This window comes from Kosakonia sp. S42, from assembly GCF_016624785.1.
Taxonomy (GTDB): Bacteria; Pseudomonadota; Gammaproteobacteria; order Enterobacterales; family Enterobacteriaceae; genus Kosakonia; species Kosakonia cowanii.
Genome location: NZ_JACVTW010000013.1, coordinates 1 through 20313 on the forward strand (window position 1 = coordinate 1; position 20313 = coordinate 20313).

18 protein-coding genes are annotated in these 20313 nt (G+C 60.0%); 12 read left to right on the top strand and 6 right to left on the bottom strand.

The features are described 5' to 3' along the window. Nucleotides 1-276: 276 nt before the first annotated feature. Nucleotides 277-1365: an oxidoreductase gene (locus tag IAE50_RS15410; RefSeq protein ID WP_200580651.1), complete on the bottom strand. Its 1089-nt coding sequence runs from the start codon at nt 1363-1365 to the stop codon at nt 277-279. 162 nt (nt 1366-1527) lie between these two features. Here IAE50_RS15410 and IAE50_RS15415 point away from each other — a divergent pair, with 162 nt between their 5' ends. From IAE50_RS15415 to IAE50_RS15430, 4 genes are all read left to right on the top strand, one after another. Further along, nucleotides 1528-3033 (top strand): sugar ABC transporter ATP-binding protein, encoded by a 1506-nt coding sequence (locus IAE50_RS15415; RefSeq protein WP_200580652.1) that lies wholly within the window; start codon nt 1528-1530, stop codon nt 3031-3033. Continuing rightward, nucleotides 3026-4021: an ABC transporter permease gene (locus IAE50_RS15420; protein WP_094420528.1), complete on the top strand. Its 996-nt coding sequence runs from the start codon at nt 3026-3028 to the stop codon at nt 4019-4021. The genes IAE50_RS15415 and IAE50_RS15420 overlap by 8 nt, the downstream gene beginning before the upstream one ends. Before the next feature lie 18 nt (nt 4022-4039). Then, complete coding sequence (locus IAE50_RS15425) at nt 4040-5104, top strand: sugar ABC transporter substrate-binding protein (protein WP_023479928.1); 1065 nt, start codon at nt 4040-4042, stop codon at nt 5102-5104. Nucleotides 5105-5348: 244 nt separating this feature from the next. Next, nucleotides 5349-6593, top strand: coding sequence for an LVIVD repeat-containing protein (locus tag IAE50_RS15430; protein ID WP_200580653.1), 1245 nt, complete (start codon nt 5349-5351; stop codon nt 6591-6593). 33 nt (nt 6594-6626) lie between these two features. On the opposite strand, the gene mtnK is transcribed toward IAE50_RS15430, so the two are convergent. Next, the gene (gene mtnK / locus IAE50_RS15435) at nt 6627-7826 is read right to left on the bottom strand and encodes an S-methyl-5-thioribose kinase (protein ID WP_094420525.1); all 1200 of its coding nucleotides are present in this window, start codon (nt 7824-7826) and stop codon (nt 6627-6629) included. A gap of 102 nt (nt 7827-7928) precedes the next feature. On the opposite strand from mtnK, the gene mtnA reads away from it, so the two are divergent. Next, the gene (mtnA, locus tag IAE50_RS15440; RefSeq protein ID WP_094420524.1) at nt 7929-8936 is read left to right on the top strand and encodes an S-methyl-5-thioribose-1-phosphate isomerase; all 1008 of its coding nucleotides are present in this window, start codon (nt 7929-7931) and stop codon (nt 8934-8936) included. Nucleotides 8937-9111: 175 nt separating this feature from the next. Here the strand turns inward: mtnA and IAE50_RS15445 are convergent, their stop codons facing one another. Beyond that, on the bottom strand, nt 9112-9540 hold the full coding sequence (locus IAE50_RS15445; protein ID WP_200580654.1) for a hypothetical protein: 429 nt from the start codon (nt 9538-9540) through the stop codon (nt 9112-9114). 205 nt (nt 9541-9745) lie between these two features. Between IAE50_RS15445 and IAE50_RS15450 the strand changes: the two genes are divergently transcribed. From IAE50_RS15450 to IAE50_RS15460, 3 genes are read left to right on the top strand one after another with little or no spacing between them, the layout of a single operon-like run. Next, nucleotides 9746-10864 (top strand): ABC transporter substrate-binding protein, encoded by a 1119-nt coding sequence (locus IAE50_RS15450; protein ID WP_200580655.1) that lies wholly within the window; start codon nt 9746-9748, stop codon nt 10862-10864. A gap of 32 nt (nt 10865-10896) precedes the next feature. Continuing rightward, nucleotides 10897-11925: an iron ABC transporter permease gene (locus tag IAE50_RS15455; protein ID WP_200580689.1), complete on the top strand. Its 1029-nt coding sequence runs from the start codon at nt 10897-10899 to the stop codon at nt 11923-11925. Then, nucleotides 11922-12701, top strand: a complete 780-nt coding sequence (locus tag IAE50_RS15460; RefSeq protein ID WP_200580656.1) for an ABC transporter ATP-binding protein — start codon at nt 11922-11924, stop codon at nt 12699-12701. Before IAE50_RS15455 ends, IAE50_RS15460 begins: the two co-directional genes overlap by 4 nt. A gap of 21 nt (nt 12702-12722) precedes the next feature. Here the strand turns inward: IAE50_RS15460 and IAE50_RS15465 are convergent, their stop codons facing one another. Genes IAE50_RS15465 through IAE50_RS15475 form a run of 3 tightly spaced genes read right to left on the bottom strand, consistent with a single transcriptional unit; the run spans nt 12723 to nt 14986 of the window. Then, on the bottom strand, nt 12723-13202 hold the full coding sequence (locus tag IAE50_RS15465; protein WP_200580657.1) for a tol-pal system YbgF family protein: 480 nt from the start codon (nt 13200-13202) through the stop codon (nt 12723-12725). Nucleotides 13203-13262: 60 nt separating this feature from the next. Next, nucleotides 13263-14561 (bottom strand): sorbosone dehydrogenase family protein, encoded by a 1299-nt coding sequence (locus tag IAE50_RS15470; protein WP_200580658.1) that lies wholly within the window; start codon nt 14559-14561, stop codon nt 13263-13265. Then, on the bottom strand, nt 14558-14986 hold the full coding sequence (locus IAE50_RS15475) for a DUF2231 domain-containing protein (RefSeq protein WP_023479947.1): 429 nt from the start codon (nt 14984-14986) through the stop codon (nt 14558-14560). The genes IAE50_RS15470 and IAE50_RS15475 overlap by 4 nt, the downstream gene beginning before the upstream one ends. Nucleotides 14987-15269: 283 nt before the next feature. Here IAE50_RS15475 and IAE50_RS15480 point away from each other — a divergent pair, with 283 nt between their 5' ends. From IAE50_RS15480 to IAE50_RS15495, 4 genes are read left to right on the top strand one after another with little or no spacing between them, the layout of a single operon-like run. Next, entirely contained in the window at nt 15270-17366 is a 2097-nt protein-coding gene (locus tag IAE50_RS15480; RefSeq protein ID WP_200580659.1) for a TonB-dependent receptor, read from the top strand. Between the two features lie 38 nt (nt 17367-17404). Further along, the gene (locus IAE50_RS15485; protein ID WP_200580660.1) at nt 17405-18304 is read left to right on the top strand and encodes an iron-siderophore ABC transporter substrate-binding protein; all 900 of its coding nucleotides are present in this window, start codon (nt 17405-17407) and stop codon (nt 18302-18304) included. Further along, nucleotides 18301-19287, top strand: a complete 987-nt coding sequence (locus IAE50_RS15490) for an iron ABC transporter permease (protein WP_200135129.1) — start codon at nt 18301-18303, stop codon at nt 19285-19287. The genes IAE50_RS15485 and IAE50_RS15490 overlap by 4 nt, the downstream gene beginning before the upstream one ends. Continuing rightward, nucleotides 19277-20308: an iron ABC transporter permease gene (locus tag IAE50_RS15495; protein ID WP_200580661.1), complete on the top strand. Its 1032-nt coding sequence runs from the start codon at nt 19277-19279 to the stop codon at nt 20306-20308. The genes IAE50_RS15490 and IAE50_RS15495 overlap by 11 nt, the downstream gene beginning before the upstream one ends. Nucleotides 20309-20313: the final 5 nt, after the last annotated feature.

A 20313-nucleotide genomic window follows, 5' to 3' on the forward strand; every position in this document is an offset into this window, starting at 1 on the left:
CGGGGATTGACAAGGGGAGCGCGGCCGCTTCCCTTGTCCCGTTCACCGCACATGAGATTAATGGAACTCCAGAACCCGTAGTGAACGGAATAATTCCACCAATCCAACATGCCATGCACATTGCCGGATGGCGCTGGCGCTTATCCGGCCTACGCCGTTCCAGCGGGCTTCGTTTTGGTAGGCCGGATAAGGCATCGCCGCCATCCGGCAATCGGTGATAATGCCGGATGACGCCTACCGCTTATCCGGACTGGGTGATTGGCGCGTTTTTGTAATTTACCGCGCGAAGGTCTCCACCTTCTCAAACGCCGCATAGAGTTTGTCGGCGGTGACTGCCACCGGCAGCGCATGGATCGACTCCACCGGGCGCAGGGTATGGGCGATCACCTTATCCAGCTCGGCGCGGTTATGAATATCCACCTCCAGCTCCGCAAGCGTAGTCGGCAGGTTGAAACGCTGATAGGCAGCCACAAGCTGCGCCAGCACGTCGTCCTGGCCGAGCAGGGCGCTCTGCACCAGAATGCCGTAGGCGACTTTCGTGCCGTGCAGGAACTTCTCCGTTTGCGGCAGCACCGTCAGTCCGTTATGCACCGCATGCGCTGCCGCCACGCGGGTATAGCGCTCGCCAAGCCCGCCGACCATGCCGCCACCAGCGATAATCGCATCCACCACATCGCGAAACGCCTGCGTTACTTCCCCGCGCTGTTGATCGGCCAGCGCCGCTTCACTGCTCTCCAGCAACACATCGCGGATCGCCAGTGCGTTGTTAATGCCAAGACGCACCGTCAGGGGTAAGTTTTCCGGCTGCGGTGCCAGCACGACCGCTTCATACCACTTCGCCAGCGTATCGCCGATGCCTGCCAGCAGGTACTCCACCGGGGCATCAAGGATAATTTGCGGCTCGACCAGCACCAGAAAGTTAGCGTCATCAAAGATCTCAAAATGGAGCGCCTGACCGGCGTCGTTATACCAGACCGACAGCGGCGTCCACGCCGCGCAGGTAGCGGCAATGGTCGGGATCGCCACCACCGGCAAGCCGAGACGGCGCGCGACCGCTTTTGCCGTATCCAGCAGTGCGCCGCCGCCAACGCCGATTACCACGCTGCGATCCGTGCCCGCCTGCTGAACCAGCTCTGTCACATCATGCTCGCTACAGTGGCCTTTAAACAGCAGATTTGTGGCGCCAGGCGCGTTAAATACTTGTGGCAGAAACGGTTTTGCGGCGGCAAAGGCGCGCTCACCGTAGATCCACACCGCGCGGGAAAGCTGTTCGGCAGAGTAAAAATCCTCCAGCCGCGCAAGGCTGCCTGCGTGGGAGTAGTAGTTGGCGGGGCCGGGTACAACGCGGATATCGGTGCTGCTCATATGAGGTGTCCTTAAAGGTGATCGCTAACCCGATGTTATGTCTGGACATCCGGATGGCTAATATTATTTCGCTTTAACTTATGCCTTTTCTGTCGTTGCCAGTCAAGCGAGGCTGTGAAAAATTCGCTAAATCAATCTATTAATCGCAGGTATTCACGCGCTATGGGAAGCAACCTCCTCGAAATGCGTGGCATGCGCCTCGCCTTTGGCGGCTTCAACGCACTGTCGAATGTCGACTTCACCTTGCGGGGCGGTTCAGTCCATGCCTTAACCGGCGCAAATGGCGCAGGCAAATCGACCCTGATGGCGGTGCTGTGCGGCACTTATGACCATTACGAAGGGGAGATCGCCATTAACCATCAGGTGGTGCCGATCCGCTCCCCGCGCGATGCGAAACAGCTTGGCATTCACCTGGTGCAGCAGGAGGTAGACGTTGCGCTGGTGCCGGGGCTAAGCATCGCCGAGAACATCATGCTGGATAAGCTGGCAGAGGGCGGGCACCGCTTTCGCTGGAGTGAGATCCGCCGCCAGGCGCGCGACGCGCTGGCACAGCTCGATGTAGCGTTTGACGTCACCCGCGCCATCGACAGCTGCACGCTGGCGGAAAAACAGCACATCTTACTGGCTCGGGCGCTGTCCCATCACTGCCGCTTTTTGATCCTCGACGAGCCAACCGCGCCGCTCGATCAGCACGAGAGCGAGCGCCTGTTTACGGTGGTCAGACGCCTGCAACAGCAGGGGATCGGCGTGGTGTTTATCTCCCATCGCATTCATGAGGTGAAGGCGATTTGCGACACCCTGACGGTGCTGCGCGACGGCAGGCTGGTGGAGTCCGGGCCGATGACGGCGCTCAGCGGCGACGAGATTGTTGAGAAGATGCTTGGTCATGAACTGAGCGATATCTACCCGCCCGCGCGGCCGCCGCACAGCGACGAACTGCTGCTCAGCATTGATGGCCTGCACGACGAAGGGCTGCTGAAAGATATCTCGCTGCGGCTGCGTAAAGGCGAAATCCTTGGCATCGCTGGCCTGGCAGGCGCGGGCAAAACCGAGCTGTGTAAAGCCCTGTTTGGCGCGAGCAAAAGCCGCGTTACGCGCGGTGAACTGAACCATCAGCCGTGGCGCCCGCGCGATCCGGCCGATTCGGTGACGCGCGGTATGGCGCTGGTGCCGGAAGAGCGGCGCAAAGAGGGGATCTTTATCGATGAACCGATCAGCATGAACCTCGCCGTCAGCGCCGATCGCACCTTTTCGCGCTGGGGGATCTTTGCCCATCACCAGGCGTGGCGCTGGGCGCAAGAGGTGATTGCCCGCGTCGGCGTGCGCGCCACTGGCCCAGGCCAGATGCTGCGCCGTCTCTCCGGCGGCAATCAGCAGAAGGTGGCGATTGGCAAGTGGCTGCGCGGCCAGGCGAACGTGGTGATTTTTGACGAGCCGACCAAAGGCGTCGATGTGAAGGCGAAAACCGACCTCTTCCAGCTGATCGACGGGCTGGCGCGCGAGGGCAAAGGCGTGATTTACGCGTCGGGTGAATTCGCCGAGCTGGTGGGTTTGTGCGACCGGATTTGTGTGCTGTGGGATGGGCGCATTGTGGCAGAAGTGCAGGGCGAGGATGCCCGCGAAGAGACACTCCTTTACTATTCCACCGGAGGAACGGCCCGTGAGTAAGGCCCTTTCAGTCAGTGCGGCGGCATCCCCGCGGCAGCAATTTTTCGATTTTCTTTATAAGTGGGGCATGTTGCTCACCGTGGTGGCGCTGGTAGCCATTTTTGGCATCGCCTCGGACAACTTCCTCGATCCCAATAACATCATCAATATCCTGCGCTCGATCGCTATCGTCACGGTGATTGCCGTTGGCGTCTCGATCTCGCTGACCATTGGCGGGTTTGATCTCTCCGTCGGTTCCACCGCCTCATTGGCCAACGCGCTGGTGATCTCACTCTTTGTCTGGCACGGCTTCGATACGACGGAGGCGATCCTCGTGACGCTGGCGCTCTGTACGCTGGTCGGCCTGTTTAACGCTTTTCTCATCGTCGTGCTGCGCATTCCCGACATGCTGGCGACGCTCGGCAGCCTGTTTGTTATTCAGGGTGTGGCGATGACCTACAGCTATGGCGGATCGATTACCGAAAACATGGTGCTGCCGAGCGGCGATATGGCGGAAGGGACCATTCCGGCAGCGTTTTCGATGCTCGGCCAGGTGCCGACCATTGTCATCATTATGCTGGTGGTCACCGTGGTGGCGCAGCTTGGCCTCTCACTGACCACCCACGGCCGCCGGATGTACGCCATTGGCGGCAACCCGGAAGCGGCGCGCCTCTCCGGCATTCGCACCACGCGCTACAAAGTGGCGGCGTATGTGATTGCCTCGCTGCTGGCCGGGCTTGGCGGGATTCTGCTCGCCTCGCGCATCGGCTCCTCGCAGGTGAATGCGGGCGGCGGGTATTTGATGGATGCGGTTGCCGCGGCGTGGATCGGCTTCTCGCTGGCGGGCTCGGGAAAACCGAACGCGCTCGGCACGCTGGTCGGGGCGGTTATTCTCGGCGTGCTCTCTAACGGGCTGGTGATGCTGTCGGTGCCCTATTACGCGATGGACATTATTAAGGGGCTGGTGCTGGCCGGTGCTCTTGCGTTGACTTACTTCCAGCGTCGTTAACTTTCAGGGGAAACAGAGATGAAAAAAATTGCACTTTCACTGCTGGCGCTGGGATTACTGAATGCGCTGCCGGGCCACGCCGCCACGCCTGCGCCGGTCCCGGAGGCCATCGCCAACCATAACGGCCCGGTGCGCATTGCGCTGATCCGCAACCTCGGCTCTGATGACAACACCACCCAGTTTGTCGCCGGTGCTTTGCAGCAGGGTAAAAAACTTGGCTTTAAAATCAGCACCTTTTTAAGCAACGGCGATGACGCCAAATTCCAGGACTTCGTTAACCAGGCGATCAGCCAGAAGTATGACGGCATTATTCTCTCGCAGGGGCGCGATCCCTACTCGACGGATCTGATCAAAAAAGCGGTCGCTGCCGGGATCAAAGTGGCGGTGTTTGATACCGCCGTTAAGGGCGAAATTCCCGGCGTTACCGTGACGCAGCAGGATGACGCCTCGCTGACCAAACTCTCCTTCGGCGAGCTGGTGAAAGATTTCAACGGCAAAGCCAACATTATCAAACTGTGGGTCGCCGGTTTCCCGCCGATGGAGCGCCGCCAGGCGGCCTATGCCGAGCTGCTGAAAGCGAACCCGGGGATTAAAGAGCTGGAGTCGATTGGTGCTGTTTCTTCCGATGTGCAGGGCGACACGGCTAATAAAGTGGGCGCGGTGCTGGCGAAATACCCGAAAGGGCAGATTGATGCCATCTGGGGCACCTGGGATGCCTTTAGCCAGGGGGCCTATAAAGCGCTGAAAGAGAATGGCCGCACCGAGATCAAGCTCTATAGCATTGATGTCTCGAACCAGGATCTGCAACTGATGCGCGAAGCGGGCAGCCCGTGGAAGGTGAGCGTAGCGGTGGATCCGAAGCTGATTGGTGCCACCAACGTGCGCCTGATCGCCAATAAGATTGCCGGTGAACCGACGCCTGCGACCTACGATTTTAAAGCTGCCGCCATTCCGCAGGCACTGCTCGCCAGCCAGCCTGGCGCGGTGAATGTGGCGTCGCTCGGCAAAATCATTCCGGGCTGGGGCCAGACGCAGGACTTTATTGCGCCGTGGTTTGCGACGCTGGAAGCGAAGAATAAATAGTTTGCAACACGAGCCGATTTTGTAGGCCGGTGCTGCATTGATTGCCGGATGGCGCTGACGCTTATCCGGCCTACAAGGGCGTATTGCAATAAGCAATCGCTGCGAACCCGTAGGCCGGATAAGGCAACGCCGCCATCCGGCGGTGCGCTGGTGCGGCATTGATTGCCGGATGGCGCTTCGCTTATCCGGCCTACAAGGGCGTATCGCAACAAGCAATCGCACCGGCCTTTAACAAGGATATATCATGGCAACTGAACTTCCACGCCCGGACTACAGCCGCAATATGCGCTTGATTGGCCACAGCGACCAGGGCGGTCGCCCGGACGGTGTCCAGCTGATGGTGCACCGCGGCTTTGCCTATATCGGCCATATGGTGTCGCAGGGCTTCTCAATTGTGGATGTCCGCGACCCGAATAACCCGAAACCCGCAGGCTATATCGCCGCACCGCCCGGCACCTGGAATGTGCATCTGCAAGCTCACGACGATCTGCTGCTGGTGATCAACGCCCGCGATCTCTTTGCCGATGCCCGCTTTGCCGATGAAAAGGTTTACTACACCCGCTCGGTTGGCGAGACCGTAAGCGATGTGCAGGATAAAGGCTGGAGCGCCGGGCTGCGCATTTTCGATATCTCCACCCCGGACAAGCCGCGCGAAATCAGCTTTCTCTCGCTTGAGGGTATCGGCATTCACCGCATCTGGTACGTCGGCGGGCGCTGGGCTTATGTCTCGGCGCTGATCGACGGCTTTACCGACTACATCTTCCTGACCATCGATCTCAAAGACCCGCGCAAACCTGAGGTGGCCGGGCGTTGGTGGCTGCCGGGCATGAACCAGGCCGCAGGCGAAACGCCGGGCTGGGAAGAGGGCAAACGCTACGCGCTGCACCACGCGATTATTGCCGGTGATACCGCTTACGGCAGCTGGCGCGACGGCGGCCTGACGCTGCTGGATGTGAAAGATCGCACCCAACCGAAGCTTATCAGCCACCGCAACTGGAGCCCGCCGTTTGGCGGCGGCACCCATACCGCGCTGCCGCTGCCGGATCGCGATCTGCTGGTGGTGCTGGATGAAGCGGTACTCGACAATCAGGAGGATGGCGAGAAGCTGATCTGGCTGTTCGATATTCGCGAGCCCGCTAACCCGGTCAGCATCGCCACCTTCCCGCAGCCGGATGAGATCGATTATGTGGCGAAAGGGGCGCACTTCGGGCCGCACAACCTGCATGAGAATCGCCCCGGCAGCTTTATCAGCTCAACGCTGATTTTCGCCACCTACCAGAATGCCGGCGTGCGCGCCTACGATATCTCCAACCCCTATCGCCCGGTGGAGACCGGCGCGCTGGTGCCAGCGGCACCGGAAAAAATGATGGATACCCGCCCCGGTCGCCCGCGCGTGATCCAGTCCTGCGATGTGTTTGTTGATGCGCAGGGGATCATCTACAGCACCGACTACAACGGCGGCTTGTCGATTATTGAGTATCTGGGGTGAGCGAAGCGCCGGAGGGGCGCTTCGTTATCGGGATTACGAATATTGCCGCACGCGGGCAATTAACTCATCGACGCTATCAATGCGATCGGCAATCACAATCAGCGCTTTGCCAAGGGAGAGGGCATGGCGCAGGCAGGCGTGGCGCATCTCCTCATCTTTGATGGTGTCGATATCCGCCACGTGCGACAGCCCAACGCTGCGGCGGATAAGCTCAGTGCCGCAAAAACCAATCGCATCGGTCCACACTTTTTTCAGAAATGCCGAGGCGTAGCCCGGCTGCGCCAGCGCCGCGTCCTGCGTTTTCTCGGTTGCTAACGCCTGGAAGCGCTCGGCAAAGGTTGCCCACAGGGTCTGAATATCGATCAGCCGCTGCTCGCGCGCCGCCGCCGCATCGCGAATACCGAGATGGCCCGGCAGACCACAGTAGTTGAGCAGCAGGTTGCCGATGGCGGTACCGATATCAAAGCCAACCGGGCCGAAATAGCCGAACTCGGCGTCAATCGCCTTCAGGCTACCGTCGGCAACAAAAATAGAGCCGCTGTGAATATCGCCGTGCAGCAAGGCTTCAGCGTGAGAGAAGAAGCGGTGCTTGAGCGAGGCGACGGCTAATTTCAGCTGCGCGTCATCGCGCAGGGCGGCGACGTCCGCTTCCAGCTCGGCCGGGTAGTTATTGCGCTCGTGGATCTGGTAGGGATCGTTGAAGAAGAGATCTTCGGTGATCTCGCACATCGCCGGGTTAATAAATTTCGCCACCTGCGCTTTTTTCACGTGCGGGTGGAGGTAAAAATCGCTGGTGTGAAACAGCGTCTGCGCCAGGTATTCACCTAACTGCGTCGCTGCCTGCGGATAATAGACATTACGAATCAGTTCGCCGCGCCAGATGTGGTGATCGGAGAGATCTTCCATCACCATCACCGCCAGCTCCGGGTCGAAATGAAGAATATTGACCGTGTGCTGCGGGCAGTGCTTGTAGTGTTCGACCAGCGTTTGCGCTTCGAGACGCGCGCGATCGAGCGTTAGCGGCCAGGATTCACCGACGCAGCGCACATAGGGCAGCGCCTGTTTGACGATGACACGGCTTGTGCCATTGCGGTCGAAAATTTTGAATACCAGATTGAGGTTACCGTCGCCCACTTCCTGCGCGTCAACCAGTTCGGAGGGATCGCGAAGGCCGCCAAATTGTTGTGCATATGCCACGGCATCACGGGCGGAAAAGGTATGGTATTGCGACATTGCCTCGATCCTCTTTTTGCGATTTAAGCCATTTAGACGTCTATACATCCGCTTTGCATCCTGACACAATACGCCACATTAACGCAACAGGGATTTAACGATATGCCGTCATTACAGACCACCAGCCTGCGCATCGCCGAAAATCGTTTATTTATTCTCGACCAACAGGCGTTACCGCAGGAGAAACGCTGGCTCGCCGCCGATTCGGTAGATGACCTTGTCGGCCATATTCACGCGCTGCGCGTGCGCGGTGCGCCGCTGATTGGCCTCTCTGCCAGCCTGCTGCTGGCGCTGCTGGCCGCGCGCGGTGAGAGCCGTGAACAGCTGGCGCAGGCGCTGGAAACCCTGCGCGCAGCGCGCCCGACGGCGGTGAATCTGATGAACAATCTCGACCGCGTGAAGCAGGCGCTGGCGCAGGAGAACTGTGCCGATGCGCTGATGACGGAAGCGCTGCGGCTGGTGGAAGAGGATAAACAGCTCTGCGACAACATCGCCCAGGCGGGTGCTGCGCTGATTACACCCGGCAGCCGCATTTTGACCCACTGCAACACCGGCGGGCTGGCGACGGCGGGCGTTGGCACGGCGCTCGGCGTGATTGCGCTGGCGCATCAGCAGGGCAATATCAGCAATGTGTGGGTGGACGAGACGCGCCCGCTGTTGCAGGGCGGGCGGCTTACCGCCTGGGAGCTGGGCGAGCTGGGCGTGCCGTATCAATTGATTACCGATTCGATGGCCGCCAGCCTGATGGCGAAAGGTGAGGTGGATGCGGTGTGGGTCGGCGCGGACAGGATTGCCGCCAATGGCGATGTGGCGAACAAGATTGGCACCTATTCGCTGGCGGTGCTGGCGACGTTCCACAACGTGCCGTTTTATGTCGCCGCGCCGCAAACCACTCTCGATCCCCATTGCCCGAACGGCGAGGCGATCCCGATTGAGCAGCGCGCCGCCACGGAAGTGACCGGTGTGGCGGGGAGTTTTGGCGCGGTGCAGTGGGCGCCGGAAGATGCGCAGGTGTACAACCCGGCGTTTGATGTCACCCCCGCCGCGCTTATCAGCGGTTGGGTGCTCGACAGCGGCGTGGTAACGAAGGCCACGGATCTTTTTGTGTAGTGCATAAAACGTTGCCGGATGGCGCGTAAACGCTTATCCGGCCTACGCCGTTTCAGTGCATCCTCACCCGTAGGCCGGATAAGGCGCAGCCGCCATCCGGCAATGGGGTTTCAGCGGCTCCGCACCCGTAGGCCGGATAAGCGCCAGCGCCATCCGGCAATATCAAACCGCTGCATCACGCAAACGGATGCTGCAAAACCACTTCACTCTCTCTTCTGTTGGCCTGCGCCTGCGTGGCGGTGTCATCCTGCCCTTTTTCATACCGCGGTGGGGTGATCGCCGGGTAAACAAAGCTGCCCACTTCGCTGCACTGCTCCGGATCTTCATCCCCCGCATAAAAGAGATAATACTGATTCGAATCCGGGAAGAACGCCAGGCTGTCGCCGTTGCGAAAGGTGGTGCTCCAGAAGGGCACGCCCGCTTTGGTATGCGCCTTCTCTTTGCCCGCCGCGATTTGAAAATGGTCGCCCCACTTCATGGTCGTCAGGCTGTAATCAAAAAAGGAGATGGTCAGCGCGCCGCGCGTCGGGCAGTTCAGCCTCACCGCATCGTCGGCGCGGGCGGTGGCAATAAACATCAACAGCAGGAAGAGGGTGTATTTCATGGCAGCGGGTCCGGCAAAAGCAAAGCATGAGGGTAAAGCATTGCCGCGTATAAACCCGTAAGAAAATATGTCAGAAAAAGAGAAAGAGAATCAGGATGTTAAGAAAGGGGTGTATTTGTTGAAACCGTATAGGTTTTGTTGAGCTAAACATGATAATAATTATCAAAAGTATAAAATTCTCATTACCATCAGGACACCTTTTTCTATGCATGGAAAAATCCGCACTACGCTGCTTCTCGGCGCGCTGCTCACGCTGCCCGTTCTCGCGCAGGCCACGCAATATCCCCTTACGGTGACCGATTTTAGCGGTCGAAAAGTGACGCTGGATCACGAGCCGCAGCGCGTGATTTTGCAGGATGGCCGCGACATCATGACCCTCGCGCTGCTCGATCGCGATAACCCGTTTAAGCGGCTGGTGGCGTGGAACAACCTGGCGAAAAAGCAGGATATCGAAAGCTGGAAGATGCTGAAAACCCGCTGGCCGGAAGCGGCCAACATTCTCGATATGGGCTTTAGCGATAAAGGGAATGTTGAACTCGAAAGCGTGCTGGCAAAGCAGCCGGACCTGATGATTGCCCAGCTGCGCGCGAAACCATCGCTGACGGACAGCGGCGTGCTCGACAAGCTGACGGCACTGAAAATCCCGGTGGTGTTTGTCGATTACAATGTGAACCCGGCGAAAGATACCGCGCCAAGCGTCGATCTGCTGGGCAAAGTGCTTAACCGCGAAAGCAATGCTGAAGCTTACACCACCTACTACCGCCAGCATCAGCAGGCGATCACGCAGAAAACCGCCGCCATTACGCCGAAGCCGAAGGTGTTTGTCGAAGCGCTGGCGGGCAGAGCCGACAGCTGCTGCTTTACCCACGGGCACAGCGGCTGGGGTGGGCTGGTTGAAGCGGTAGGCGCAACCAACCTCGGCTCCGAGCTGCTGCCGGGCGCCACCGGTTTTATCTCCCTTGAGAAGCTCATCAGCGTCAACCCGGATGTCTACATCATGACCGGCTCCAAACGCGGCAACGGCCAGGTGCTGCCGCTCGGCCTGAATGCCTCGCCGGACGAGGTGAACAAGCAGGCGCAGGTGCTGCTGAGCCGCACCGGCATCAACCAGATCCCGGCGGTGGCGCAGAAGCACGTGTATGGTGTCTATCACCACTTCTACAACCACCCGTATAACATCGTGGGCATGGAGTATCTGGCGAAGGATATCTACCCGCAGGCGTTTGCCGATCTCAACCCGGATGCGACTTATCATCACATCATCAAAAACTTCACCAAATTGCCGGATGACGGCTTTGTTTACAGCTGGCAGCAGGGCAAATAACCAGAATGAGTACCACTCTTGACGCGGGCGCGTTGATGGATAACTACCGCGCGATAATTCGTCGTCGCGTCGGCCTGCTGGCACTGCTGGTGGGGTTGATTATCGCCTCGATGCTGCTCGATTTTACCCTCGGCCCCTCTGGCCTGTCGCTGGATGTGCTGGGGCAAACGCTGCTGCATCCGCAGAGCGTCGATGCCGGAACACGGGTGATTGTCTGGGATATCCGCATGCCCTATGCGCTGATGGCGATTGTCGTCGGCTTAACGCTGGGGCTGGCGGGGGCTGAGATGCAGACCATCCTCAATAACCCGCTCGCCAGCCCGTTTACCCTCGGCGTTTCGTCGGCGGCGGCTTTTGGCGCGGCGCTGGCGATTGTGCTTGGCATCGGCATTCCCGGCATCCCCGCCCAGTGGTTTATCTCGGCTAACGCCTTTATCTTCGCGCTGCTGGCGGCGCTGCTGCTCGATGGCATTACCCGCTGGACACAGGTGGCGACCTCCGGCGTGGTGCTGTTTGGTATTGCGCTGGTCTTTACCTTTAACGCGCTGGTGTCGATGCTGCAATTTATCGCCAATGAGGACACCTTGCAGGGGCTGGTCTTCTGGACGATGGGCAGCATTGCCCGCGCCTCGTGGGAGAAGCTCGGCATTCTGCTGCTGGCGCTGGCGGTGATTATGCCGCTGTCGATGCTCAGCTCCTGGAAGCTCACTTCCCTGCGGTTAGGCGAAGATCGCGCCATCAGCTTTGGTATCAACGTGCGCCGCCTGCGGCTGACAACGCTGCTGCGCATCAGTATTTTGTCGGCGCTGTCGGTGGCATTCGTCGGGCCGATTGGCTTTATCGGCCTCGTAGCACCGCACATTGCCCGCATACTGTTTGGCGAGGATCACCGCTTCTATCTTCCGGGCAGTGCGCTGATCGGCGCTCTGGTGCTGTCACTGGCGTCGATTGTCTCTAAAAACCTGATTGATGGCGTCATCATCCCGGTCGGCATCGTCACCTCGCTGGTCGGCGTGCCGTTCTTTATCACCATTATTGTGCGCCACCGGGGGAGTGTATGAGCCCGCAGTCCGGTTTATCCCTGCGCGGCTTCAGCGCGGGCTACCACAAACAGCCGATTATTCAGGATCTGGCGATTGACCATCTGCCGCGCGGCAAAGTGACGATCCTGCTCGGGCCGAACGGCAGCGGTAAATCGACGCTGCTGCGCGCCATGGCCGGGCTGAACAGAGCCCAGGGTGAACTGCGCCTTGATGGCGAGGATCTGCTGACGCAGCCCTTTGCCAGACGTGCCGAGCAGGTGGTTTACCTGCCGCAGTCGCTGCCAGCGGGCGTGCATCTGCATGTGCTGGAGTCGATTATCGTCGCGCAGCGCGCGTCCGGCGGCCTGCACAGCGCCGAACAGCAGGCGCAGGTGATGACACTTTTGCGCCAACTGGGCATTGAGCACCTGGCGCTGCACTATCTCGATCAGCTCTCCGGCGGGCAGAAACAGCTGGTCGGTCTGGCGCAGTCGCTGATCCGCCAGCCCGCTTTGCTGCTGCTCGATGAGCCGCTCAGCGCGCTGGATCTTAATTATCAGTTCCACGTAATGGATCTGGTGAAGCGCGAAACCCAGCGCCGCAATATCGTTACCGTAGTGGTGGTTCACGATATCAATATCGCGTTGCGCCACGGCGACCATGTGCTGATCCTGAAGAAGGGTCAACTGGTGGCCGACGGCGATCCGGGTGAGGTGATCACCCCACACACGCTGGCGGAGGTGTACGGCGTGCGCGGGCGGGTCGAGCCCTGCTCGCAGGGGATGAAACAGGTGATTATCGACGGTTTAAGCTGAGCGTAAGCCGCCGCTGCGCGATCACCAGCGCTGATGCGGGTTCTGTGCGTAGTTGCGCAGCACCTCTGCGTAGGGTGCCGTGCGGGTATCGGCATTTCGCACAATAGACTCCAGCAGCACGGCAAGCGCGGCGTCGTGCTCGCCCAGGTTATGCAGGCAGAGGGCATAGAAGGGCGGCACTTCGCTTGCCTGCGGCCAGCGGGCGATAATCTCCTCAAATTGCGCTTTCGCCTGCGAGTATTTCCCCAGACAGCGCCAGGTTGAGGCAAGGCCAAAGCGCGCTTCAAACTCATCCTCATCGCTAAGGCCAGCCTCAATCGCCGCCAGGTAATACCCTTCGGCATCGCGCTCATGGCCCTGGTTATCAAACGACCAGGCGATATTGAGCAACGCCTGCGCGCGCAGCGCCGGTTCATCGGCAAGGGCCTTTAACGCCTCGCGGCTCTGCTCATGCTCACCCGCTTTTCGCAGCGCAATCGCTGCCTGCAACCTGCTCTCCATTCGCCTCTCCTTAAAAATGTTGAGGCTATGTTATAAGCGAGGCGGCAGGCAGCCACAAGGTTAGCGCGCGCTGACCCGCCAGATGGTGTTGCCCGCATCGTCGGCAATCAGGACGCCGCCCTGCTTATCCATCGCCAGGCCGACCGGCAGACCGCGTACCTGCTTCTCGTCATCGGTAAGAAAACCGCTCACCACCGGCTGCGGTTGCCCGACCGGTTTGCCGTTTTCAAACTTCACCCACACCACCTGGTAACCGTTGAGCGGCTTGCGGTTCCAGCTGCCGTGCTCGCTGACAAACGCGCCGCCGCGGTATTGCGGCATATTCTCGCCGGTGTAGAAGAGCAGGCCGAGCGGGGCGACGTGGGAGCTGAGCGCATAGTCAGGCTTAATCGCCTGCTTCACCAGATCCGGGCGCGGCGGCTGGACGCGCTCATCCACATGCTGACCGAAGTAGCTATAGGGCCAGCCGTAGAAGCCTTTATCCTGCACCGAAGTCATGTAATCCGGCACCAGATCGGAGCCAATCTCATCACGTTCGTTGACGATCGCCCACAGCACGCCGCTTTCCGGTTCCCACTGCAACCCAGTCGGGTTACGCAGGCCGCTGGCGAAAATGCGGCTCGCTCCGGTTGCGGCATCCACCTCCAGCACCGCCGCACGGCGGTATTCCGCGCCGATACCGTTCTCAGTAATGTTGCTGTTGGAGCCAACGCCGACATAGAGCTTGCTGCCATCAGGGCTGGCGAGCAGGGATTTGGTCCAGTGGTGGTTAATCGGCCCGCCCGGCAGTTCCGTTACCACTTCGCCCGGCGCGGTGATGGTGGTTTGCCCCTCCTGATAGGGGAATTTCACCAGGCTATCAGCATTCGCCACCCACAGGGTGTTGCCAATCAGCTGGATACCGAACGGCGAGTGCAGGTTTTCAATAAAGGTGTGCTTCTGCCATTTGCCGTCGACATTGCGCAGCAGGGTAATGCGATTGCCGCCGGGGCCACCTTTGCCGGAGGCTTTTTGCACGATGCCCATAATCAGCTGTTTCGGACGCGTGGTTGGCTTGGCCGGGCCGTTAGCTTCCGCCACCAGCACGTCGTTATTTGGCAGCACATAGACCTGGCGCGGGTGTTGCAGCCCATCGGCAACTTTCTCAATCTTCAGCCCCTGCGCCACTTTTGGCATCTCACCCTCTTTCCACGCCACCCCTTCCGGCACCTGCATCGGCGGCATCAGGAAGTTTTGCGCTTTCGGCAGTTCAGGGTTTGGCCCCACTTGTTTAGCCGGATCGAGGCTGGCGCCCTGATCGCAGCCGGCCAGCAGGGCGGTGAGCGTAAAGGCGAGGAGTGTTTTGCGGTGGATTCTCATGCGATCACTCCTTTGCGGGTACGAAGGGCAAGCTGGACGTTAGCAATCAGCAGCAGCGCCACCACGGCGGTGGAGAGGATCACTCCCAGCGGCACCACGGCGTAGGCGTCGCGGCTGTGGACAAAGGCGTTAAAAATCGCCAGCACAATGGCCAGCAGCCAGAGCCAGAAGTGGATTTTTACCGCCGCCGTCGCCAGCGGGCGTTGGGTGAACCACACCTGCACCAGGTTGATTAGCCGCGGCACAATCGCCAGCACCAGCCCGATGGCGATAAGCCAGCTTGCTGCGTCGGTCCACATAATTTGAAAAGATTTGAGATAGAGAATATCGAAGATCCACGCGGCGGTGAAAAAGCCGAGCGGCAGGGGGTTTAACAGTTCATAGAGCGCAATGGCGACCCGCGATGGTCCGGAGGTAGTTTGCATTGGTCTTCCTTAGTGAACGGGGGATCGGGAAGTGACCACGACTCAAGCCACAGAACGTGCCTGATAAAGGGTAGACAAAATAATGTGAAACGGCGGTTTGTTAGCAGCGTTGTGCGCCATAACGCATTCTGCATAGTTATAAGTTTCGAGACGGGAATATTCACTTTACATTGAGTTATTGATAATGATAATCGGTCTCAAATTGTTTCTTATTGTTCTTATTTGATGTTGTTACGGATGATCTTCGCCGGTGCGGCGAGATATTACATTGAGGGTTGTTTGCATGCGATTTTCCCCTTTATACGGCGCGCTTACTCTGGTCATCGCGTCGCCGCTTTATGCGCAGGATGCGACAAGCAGTGAAGAAGACGTGGTTGTAACGGCTACGCGTACCGACGGCTCGCGCAATGACTCCCCGCAGGTGATCAAAGTGATCACTGAAAAGGAGATTGCCCAACAGCGCCAGCTCACCTCCGATACCTCGCAGATCTTAAGCAACCTGCTGCCGTCGTTTTCGCCGTCGCGGCAGAAGATGTCCGGCAGCGGTGAGACGCTGCGCGGGCGTACGCCGCTGGTGATGATTGACGGTATTCCGCAATCCAACCCGCTGCGCCCGACCGGGCGTGAAATGCACACCGTCGATGCCTCGATGATTGAGCGCATTGAGGTGATCAAAGGGGCCAACACCAGTAACGGCGTGGGCGCGACCGGCGGGGTGATTAACATCATCACCAAACGGGCGAAACCGGGCACCGCCAACCAGCACTTCAGCATCGAAACCACCACGCCGACCTCTGAACTTAATCACGATACGCTGGCCTACAAAACCAACTACAGCATCAATGGCAGCGAGGAGTATCTCGACTACCTCTTTGCCCTCAGCTATGAGGATCAGGGGTTGTTCAAAGATGCGAATAATCACGCCATTGGCGTCGATAACACCCAGGGTGATTTGATGGACTCCCGCGCGTGGGATCTGCTGGCGAAAGTGGGTTACTGGCTCGATAACGACCAGCGCGTGCAGTTGAGCCTTAACCGCTACCGGCTAAAAAATAAAGATAACTATGTCAGCGTCACCGGCGATCGCGACGCGGGCAGGTTGACCACCTCACGCAAAGGCACGCCGGAAGGCACCGCGCCGCATAACGATGTCTGGACCGTGGGCACCACCTACGACAACTACAATCTCGCCGGGATGAAGCTGACCGCGCTGGCCTACTATCAGCGCTACGAAGCGCTGTTCGGTGCCACCAACTCCTCCTCCTTCCAGGATCCGCAGATTGCGCCAATTGGCACGCTCTATGATCAGAGCCGCGCTTACACCGATAAGTACGGCAGCAAAATCGCCCTGACGAAAGATGATATCTGGGACGATCGCATTAAGGCGACGGTGGGCTTCGACACGCTGTTTGATAACTCGAAACAGGATCTGTGGAGCACCGGGCGCACATACGTGCCGGAGATCAACTACACCGATCTCTCGCCTTTCCTGCAACTGGAGTACGCGCCGGTGGAGTCGGTCAAACTGAGCGGCGGCATCCGCTACGAATATGCACGCCTGAAGATCGACAGCTACCAGACGGTGTGGGCCAACGATCGCGTCACGGTCGAAGGGGGCACACCATCGTTTGATGAAACCCTCTACAACGCCGGGGTTGTCTGGACGCCAGTCACCCCGCTGAGCCTGTTTGCCAGCTACAGCGAAGGCTTTACCGTGCCGGATGTCGGTCGCGTGCTGCGCGGCATCGACACACCGGGGGTGAAGCTGAGTGATTACAACAGCCTGCAACCAATCATTACCAAAAACAGCGAAGTGGGCTTCCGCGTCCAGCAGGCACCGTTCGATTTTGAGGCCAGCTACTACAAATCCACCTCCAAGCTGGGCAGCCGCGTCGAGTTGCAAAACGACGCCTTTGTCGCGCGACGTGAAAAGACCGAGATCGATGGCGTTGAAGTGAGCGCGGGCTACGCGCCGAACGCTGACCACAAGCTGAACCTTGCGTGGTCGCATATGCGCGGCCGCTACGACAGCGATGATAACGGCAGCCTTGATGCCAAACTCGACGGGCTTAATATCGCCCCGGATCGCATCATCGCCAGCTGGTCGGCGAACTGGAACACCGAACTGAGCACCTTCTTGCAGGCTAACTGGGCGCTGAGTAAGAAGTTCGACGACGAAGAGAAGGATTTCTCCGGCTATGCGATTGTCGATGCGGCGGTGGGCTACAAGCTGCCTTACGGCCAGCTGAGCCTTGGCATCTCTAACCTGCTTAACAAGCAGTATGTCACCTACTATTCGCAAAGCGCCTCGGTCGATCCGGATCGCTACTTCGCCGGGCGAGGCCGCACGGCCACACTCGGTTACAGCCTTAACTTCTGATGGTCACCGCTCCCCTCGCGGGAGCGGCAACGTAACGGATGAATAGCCTGAATATCTCACTTTCCCGACGGCGCGGCCTGCAAGCGATGCTGCTTTATGGCATCGCCCGCGGCCTGTTTGCTGCGCCGCCCGCCTTGCCGCGCGCCATCTCACTCTTTCAGGGGGCGACGGACAGCCTGGCCGCGCTCGGCGTGACGCCCTGCGGCATGGTGGAGTCCTGGGCGGAAAAGCCGGTCTACCGCTACCTGCGCCCGCGCTTCTTAAACGTGCCGCAGCTCGGGCTGGAGACGCAGCCGCAACTGGAAAAGATGGTGCTGCTGAAGCCCGATATCATCTTCGCCTCGCGTTTTCGCCACCAGGATGTCGCGCCGCTGATGGCAAAAATCGCCCCGGTGGCGCTGCTCGATGATGTGTTTGAGTTTAAAAAAACGCTCAGCGTGGTTGGTAACAGGCTTGGCCTTGAACAGCGCGCCAGCGCGCTGCTGCACCAGTGGCGGCGCCGGGTGGCAACCCTGCGCGGGCGCATTGCGCAGCATTTTGCCGCACCGCCGACGGTGTCGGTTATCGAAGTGCGCCCCGATCATATTCGCAGCTATGTCGCCGCCAGTTTCCCCGGCTCGGTGATGAGCGAACTGGGTTTTGGCTGGAACAGCGCCGCGCAACAGGCGCGCAGCACCTCGCTGCGCTTCTCCGGCTTCGAGAATATCCCGCTGCTCGATGCCGATCTCTTCTTCATTTTGCTGCGCACAGAGAGCGCGGCGATTATGCGCCACTATCAGGCGCTGACCGCGCATCCGCTCTGGCAACAGCTGCGGGCGGTGAAGGCGCAGCGGTTGTGGACGGTAGACAGCGTGCCGTGGAGTTTGTCCGGCGGCATTCTTGGCGCCAATCACATGCTTGATGATGTCGACGCCGCGCTGCGAGGGGAGGGGGCATGAAGGGGCGCTTTCTGCTCTGCTTTCTGTTGCTGCTGGTGATGGCGGCACTCAGCGTAATGGTTGGTACGCAAATTTATACGCCGGGCGAGATTGCGCGCGCGCTGTGGCAGCCGGATGCCACCCTCGCGCGGGATGTGATTATTCACACCTCGCGTTTACCGCGCACGCTGCTGGCGGCGGGCGTCGGTGCCTTCCTCGCGGTGGCGGGGGCGTTAATGCAGGCACTAACACGTAATCCACTCGCCTCGCCGGGGCTGTTTGGCGTCAATGCGGGCGCGGCGCTGTTGATTGTGCTGGCGGGCGCGCTGTTCAGCATTGGCGAGGCGTGGATCACGCTGCTGCTCGCTTTTACAGGCGCGTGCCTCACCGGGTCGCTGGTGTGGTTTGCCAGCCAGAGAAGCAGCGGTCAGCTTAACCCGCTGCGGCTGGTGCTGGCGGGCGTGGCGATCACCGCCCTGTGCAACGCGTTTACCCAGGCGATTCTGGTGATGGATCAGGAGAGCCTCGACACCATGCTCTTCTGGCTGGCAGGGAGCCTTGCGGGCAACGATCTCGCGCATCTCTACCCGATGCTGCTGCCGGGTGGGCTGCTGCTGATTGTCGCTATGCTCTGCGGCGGGCAGATGGGGGTACTCAATGCGGGTGAAGAGATTGCCCGCGGGCTGGGGCAGAACATCGCCCGCGTGAGGTTGCTGGCGAGCGTGCTGGTGGTCGGGCTGGCGGGCTGCGCGGTGGCGCTGGCGGGCAATATCGGCTTTGTCGGGCTGATTGTGCCGCACATCGCCCGGCAACTTTTCGGCAGCGATGTGCGCACCCTGCTTCCCGCCTGTGCGCTGCTGGGGGCGTTACTGCTGCTGGCGGCGGATATCGCCGCGCGGGTGGTGATCCTGCCGCAGGAAGTGCCGGTCGGCGTGATGACCGCACTGCTCGGCGCACCCTTCTTTATTCTGCTGGCGCAGCGCCGGGGGCAGCATGCCGGATAGCCAACTCTTTCGCTGCGGCGCGTTTGCCCGGCTCTACTCGCGCCGCCAGTTGCTGATGCTTATGAGCTGCACGCTGATCGCCGCGCTGATTGTACTTATTGCACTGAGCGTCGGCGATGTGCCGATCCCGCTGCTGAATACCCTTCGCTTACTGGTGCTGACAGATAACAGCGCAGAGCATTTTATTCTGCATGAGCTGCGTCTGCCGCGCGTGGCGCTGGCGCTGCTGGCGGGCGGCGGGCTGGGGCTTGCCGGGTTGATTTTGCAAACCCTCGTGCGCAACCCGCTCGCCTCGCCGGACACCCTTGGCGTCACCGCCGGTGCCAGTGCTGGTGCGCTGCTGTGGCTCACCTTTTTTAGCCTGCGCTACGGCAGCGCGGGCATGCCGTATGCGGCGATGGGCGGCGCGGCCTGCGCCGTCGGGCTGATCTTTCTGTTGAGCGCGCGGCGCGGGTTAACGCCGCTGCGCATGATTTTGACCGGGGTTGGCGTCTCGGCGCTGGCGGGGGCGGTGGTGACGCTGATCCTCGTCTTCAGCCCGCTGACCACCACCTTTTCTGCGTGGGTGTGGCTGAGCGGCAGCGTCTATGCCGCCAGCTGGCCGAAGGTGCTGCACTTGCTTCTCTTCTACCTGTGGGCGATCCCGCTGTTGATTGTTCTGCTGCGCTACCTGAAGGCGCTACAACTTGAGGATGCGCTGGCAACCGGGCTGGGCGTGCGGGTGAATGCCATTCGCCTCCTGCTGTTGCTGGCCTGCGTGGCGCTCTCCGGCAGCGCGGTGGCGCAGGTCGGGGCGATGGCCTTTGTCGGGCTGGTGGCACCGCATCTTGCCCGCCTGGTGGTGGCGCAGGGGATCTTCAGCCAGGCGTATGTCGCGGTGTGCAGCGGCGGCAGTATGGTGGTGGCCGCCGATCTTCTGGCGCGCACGCTGTTTCGCCCCGCCGATCTGCCCGCCGGGATCTTTGTCGCGCTGGCCGGTGCGCCGCTCTTTCTTTGGCTGCTGATAAGGCAGCGTTCGTAAGCAAT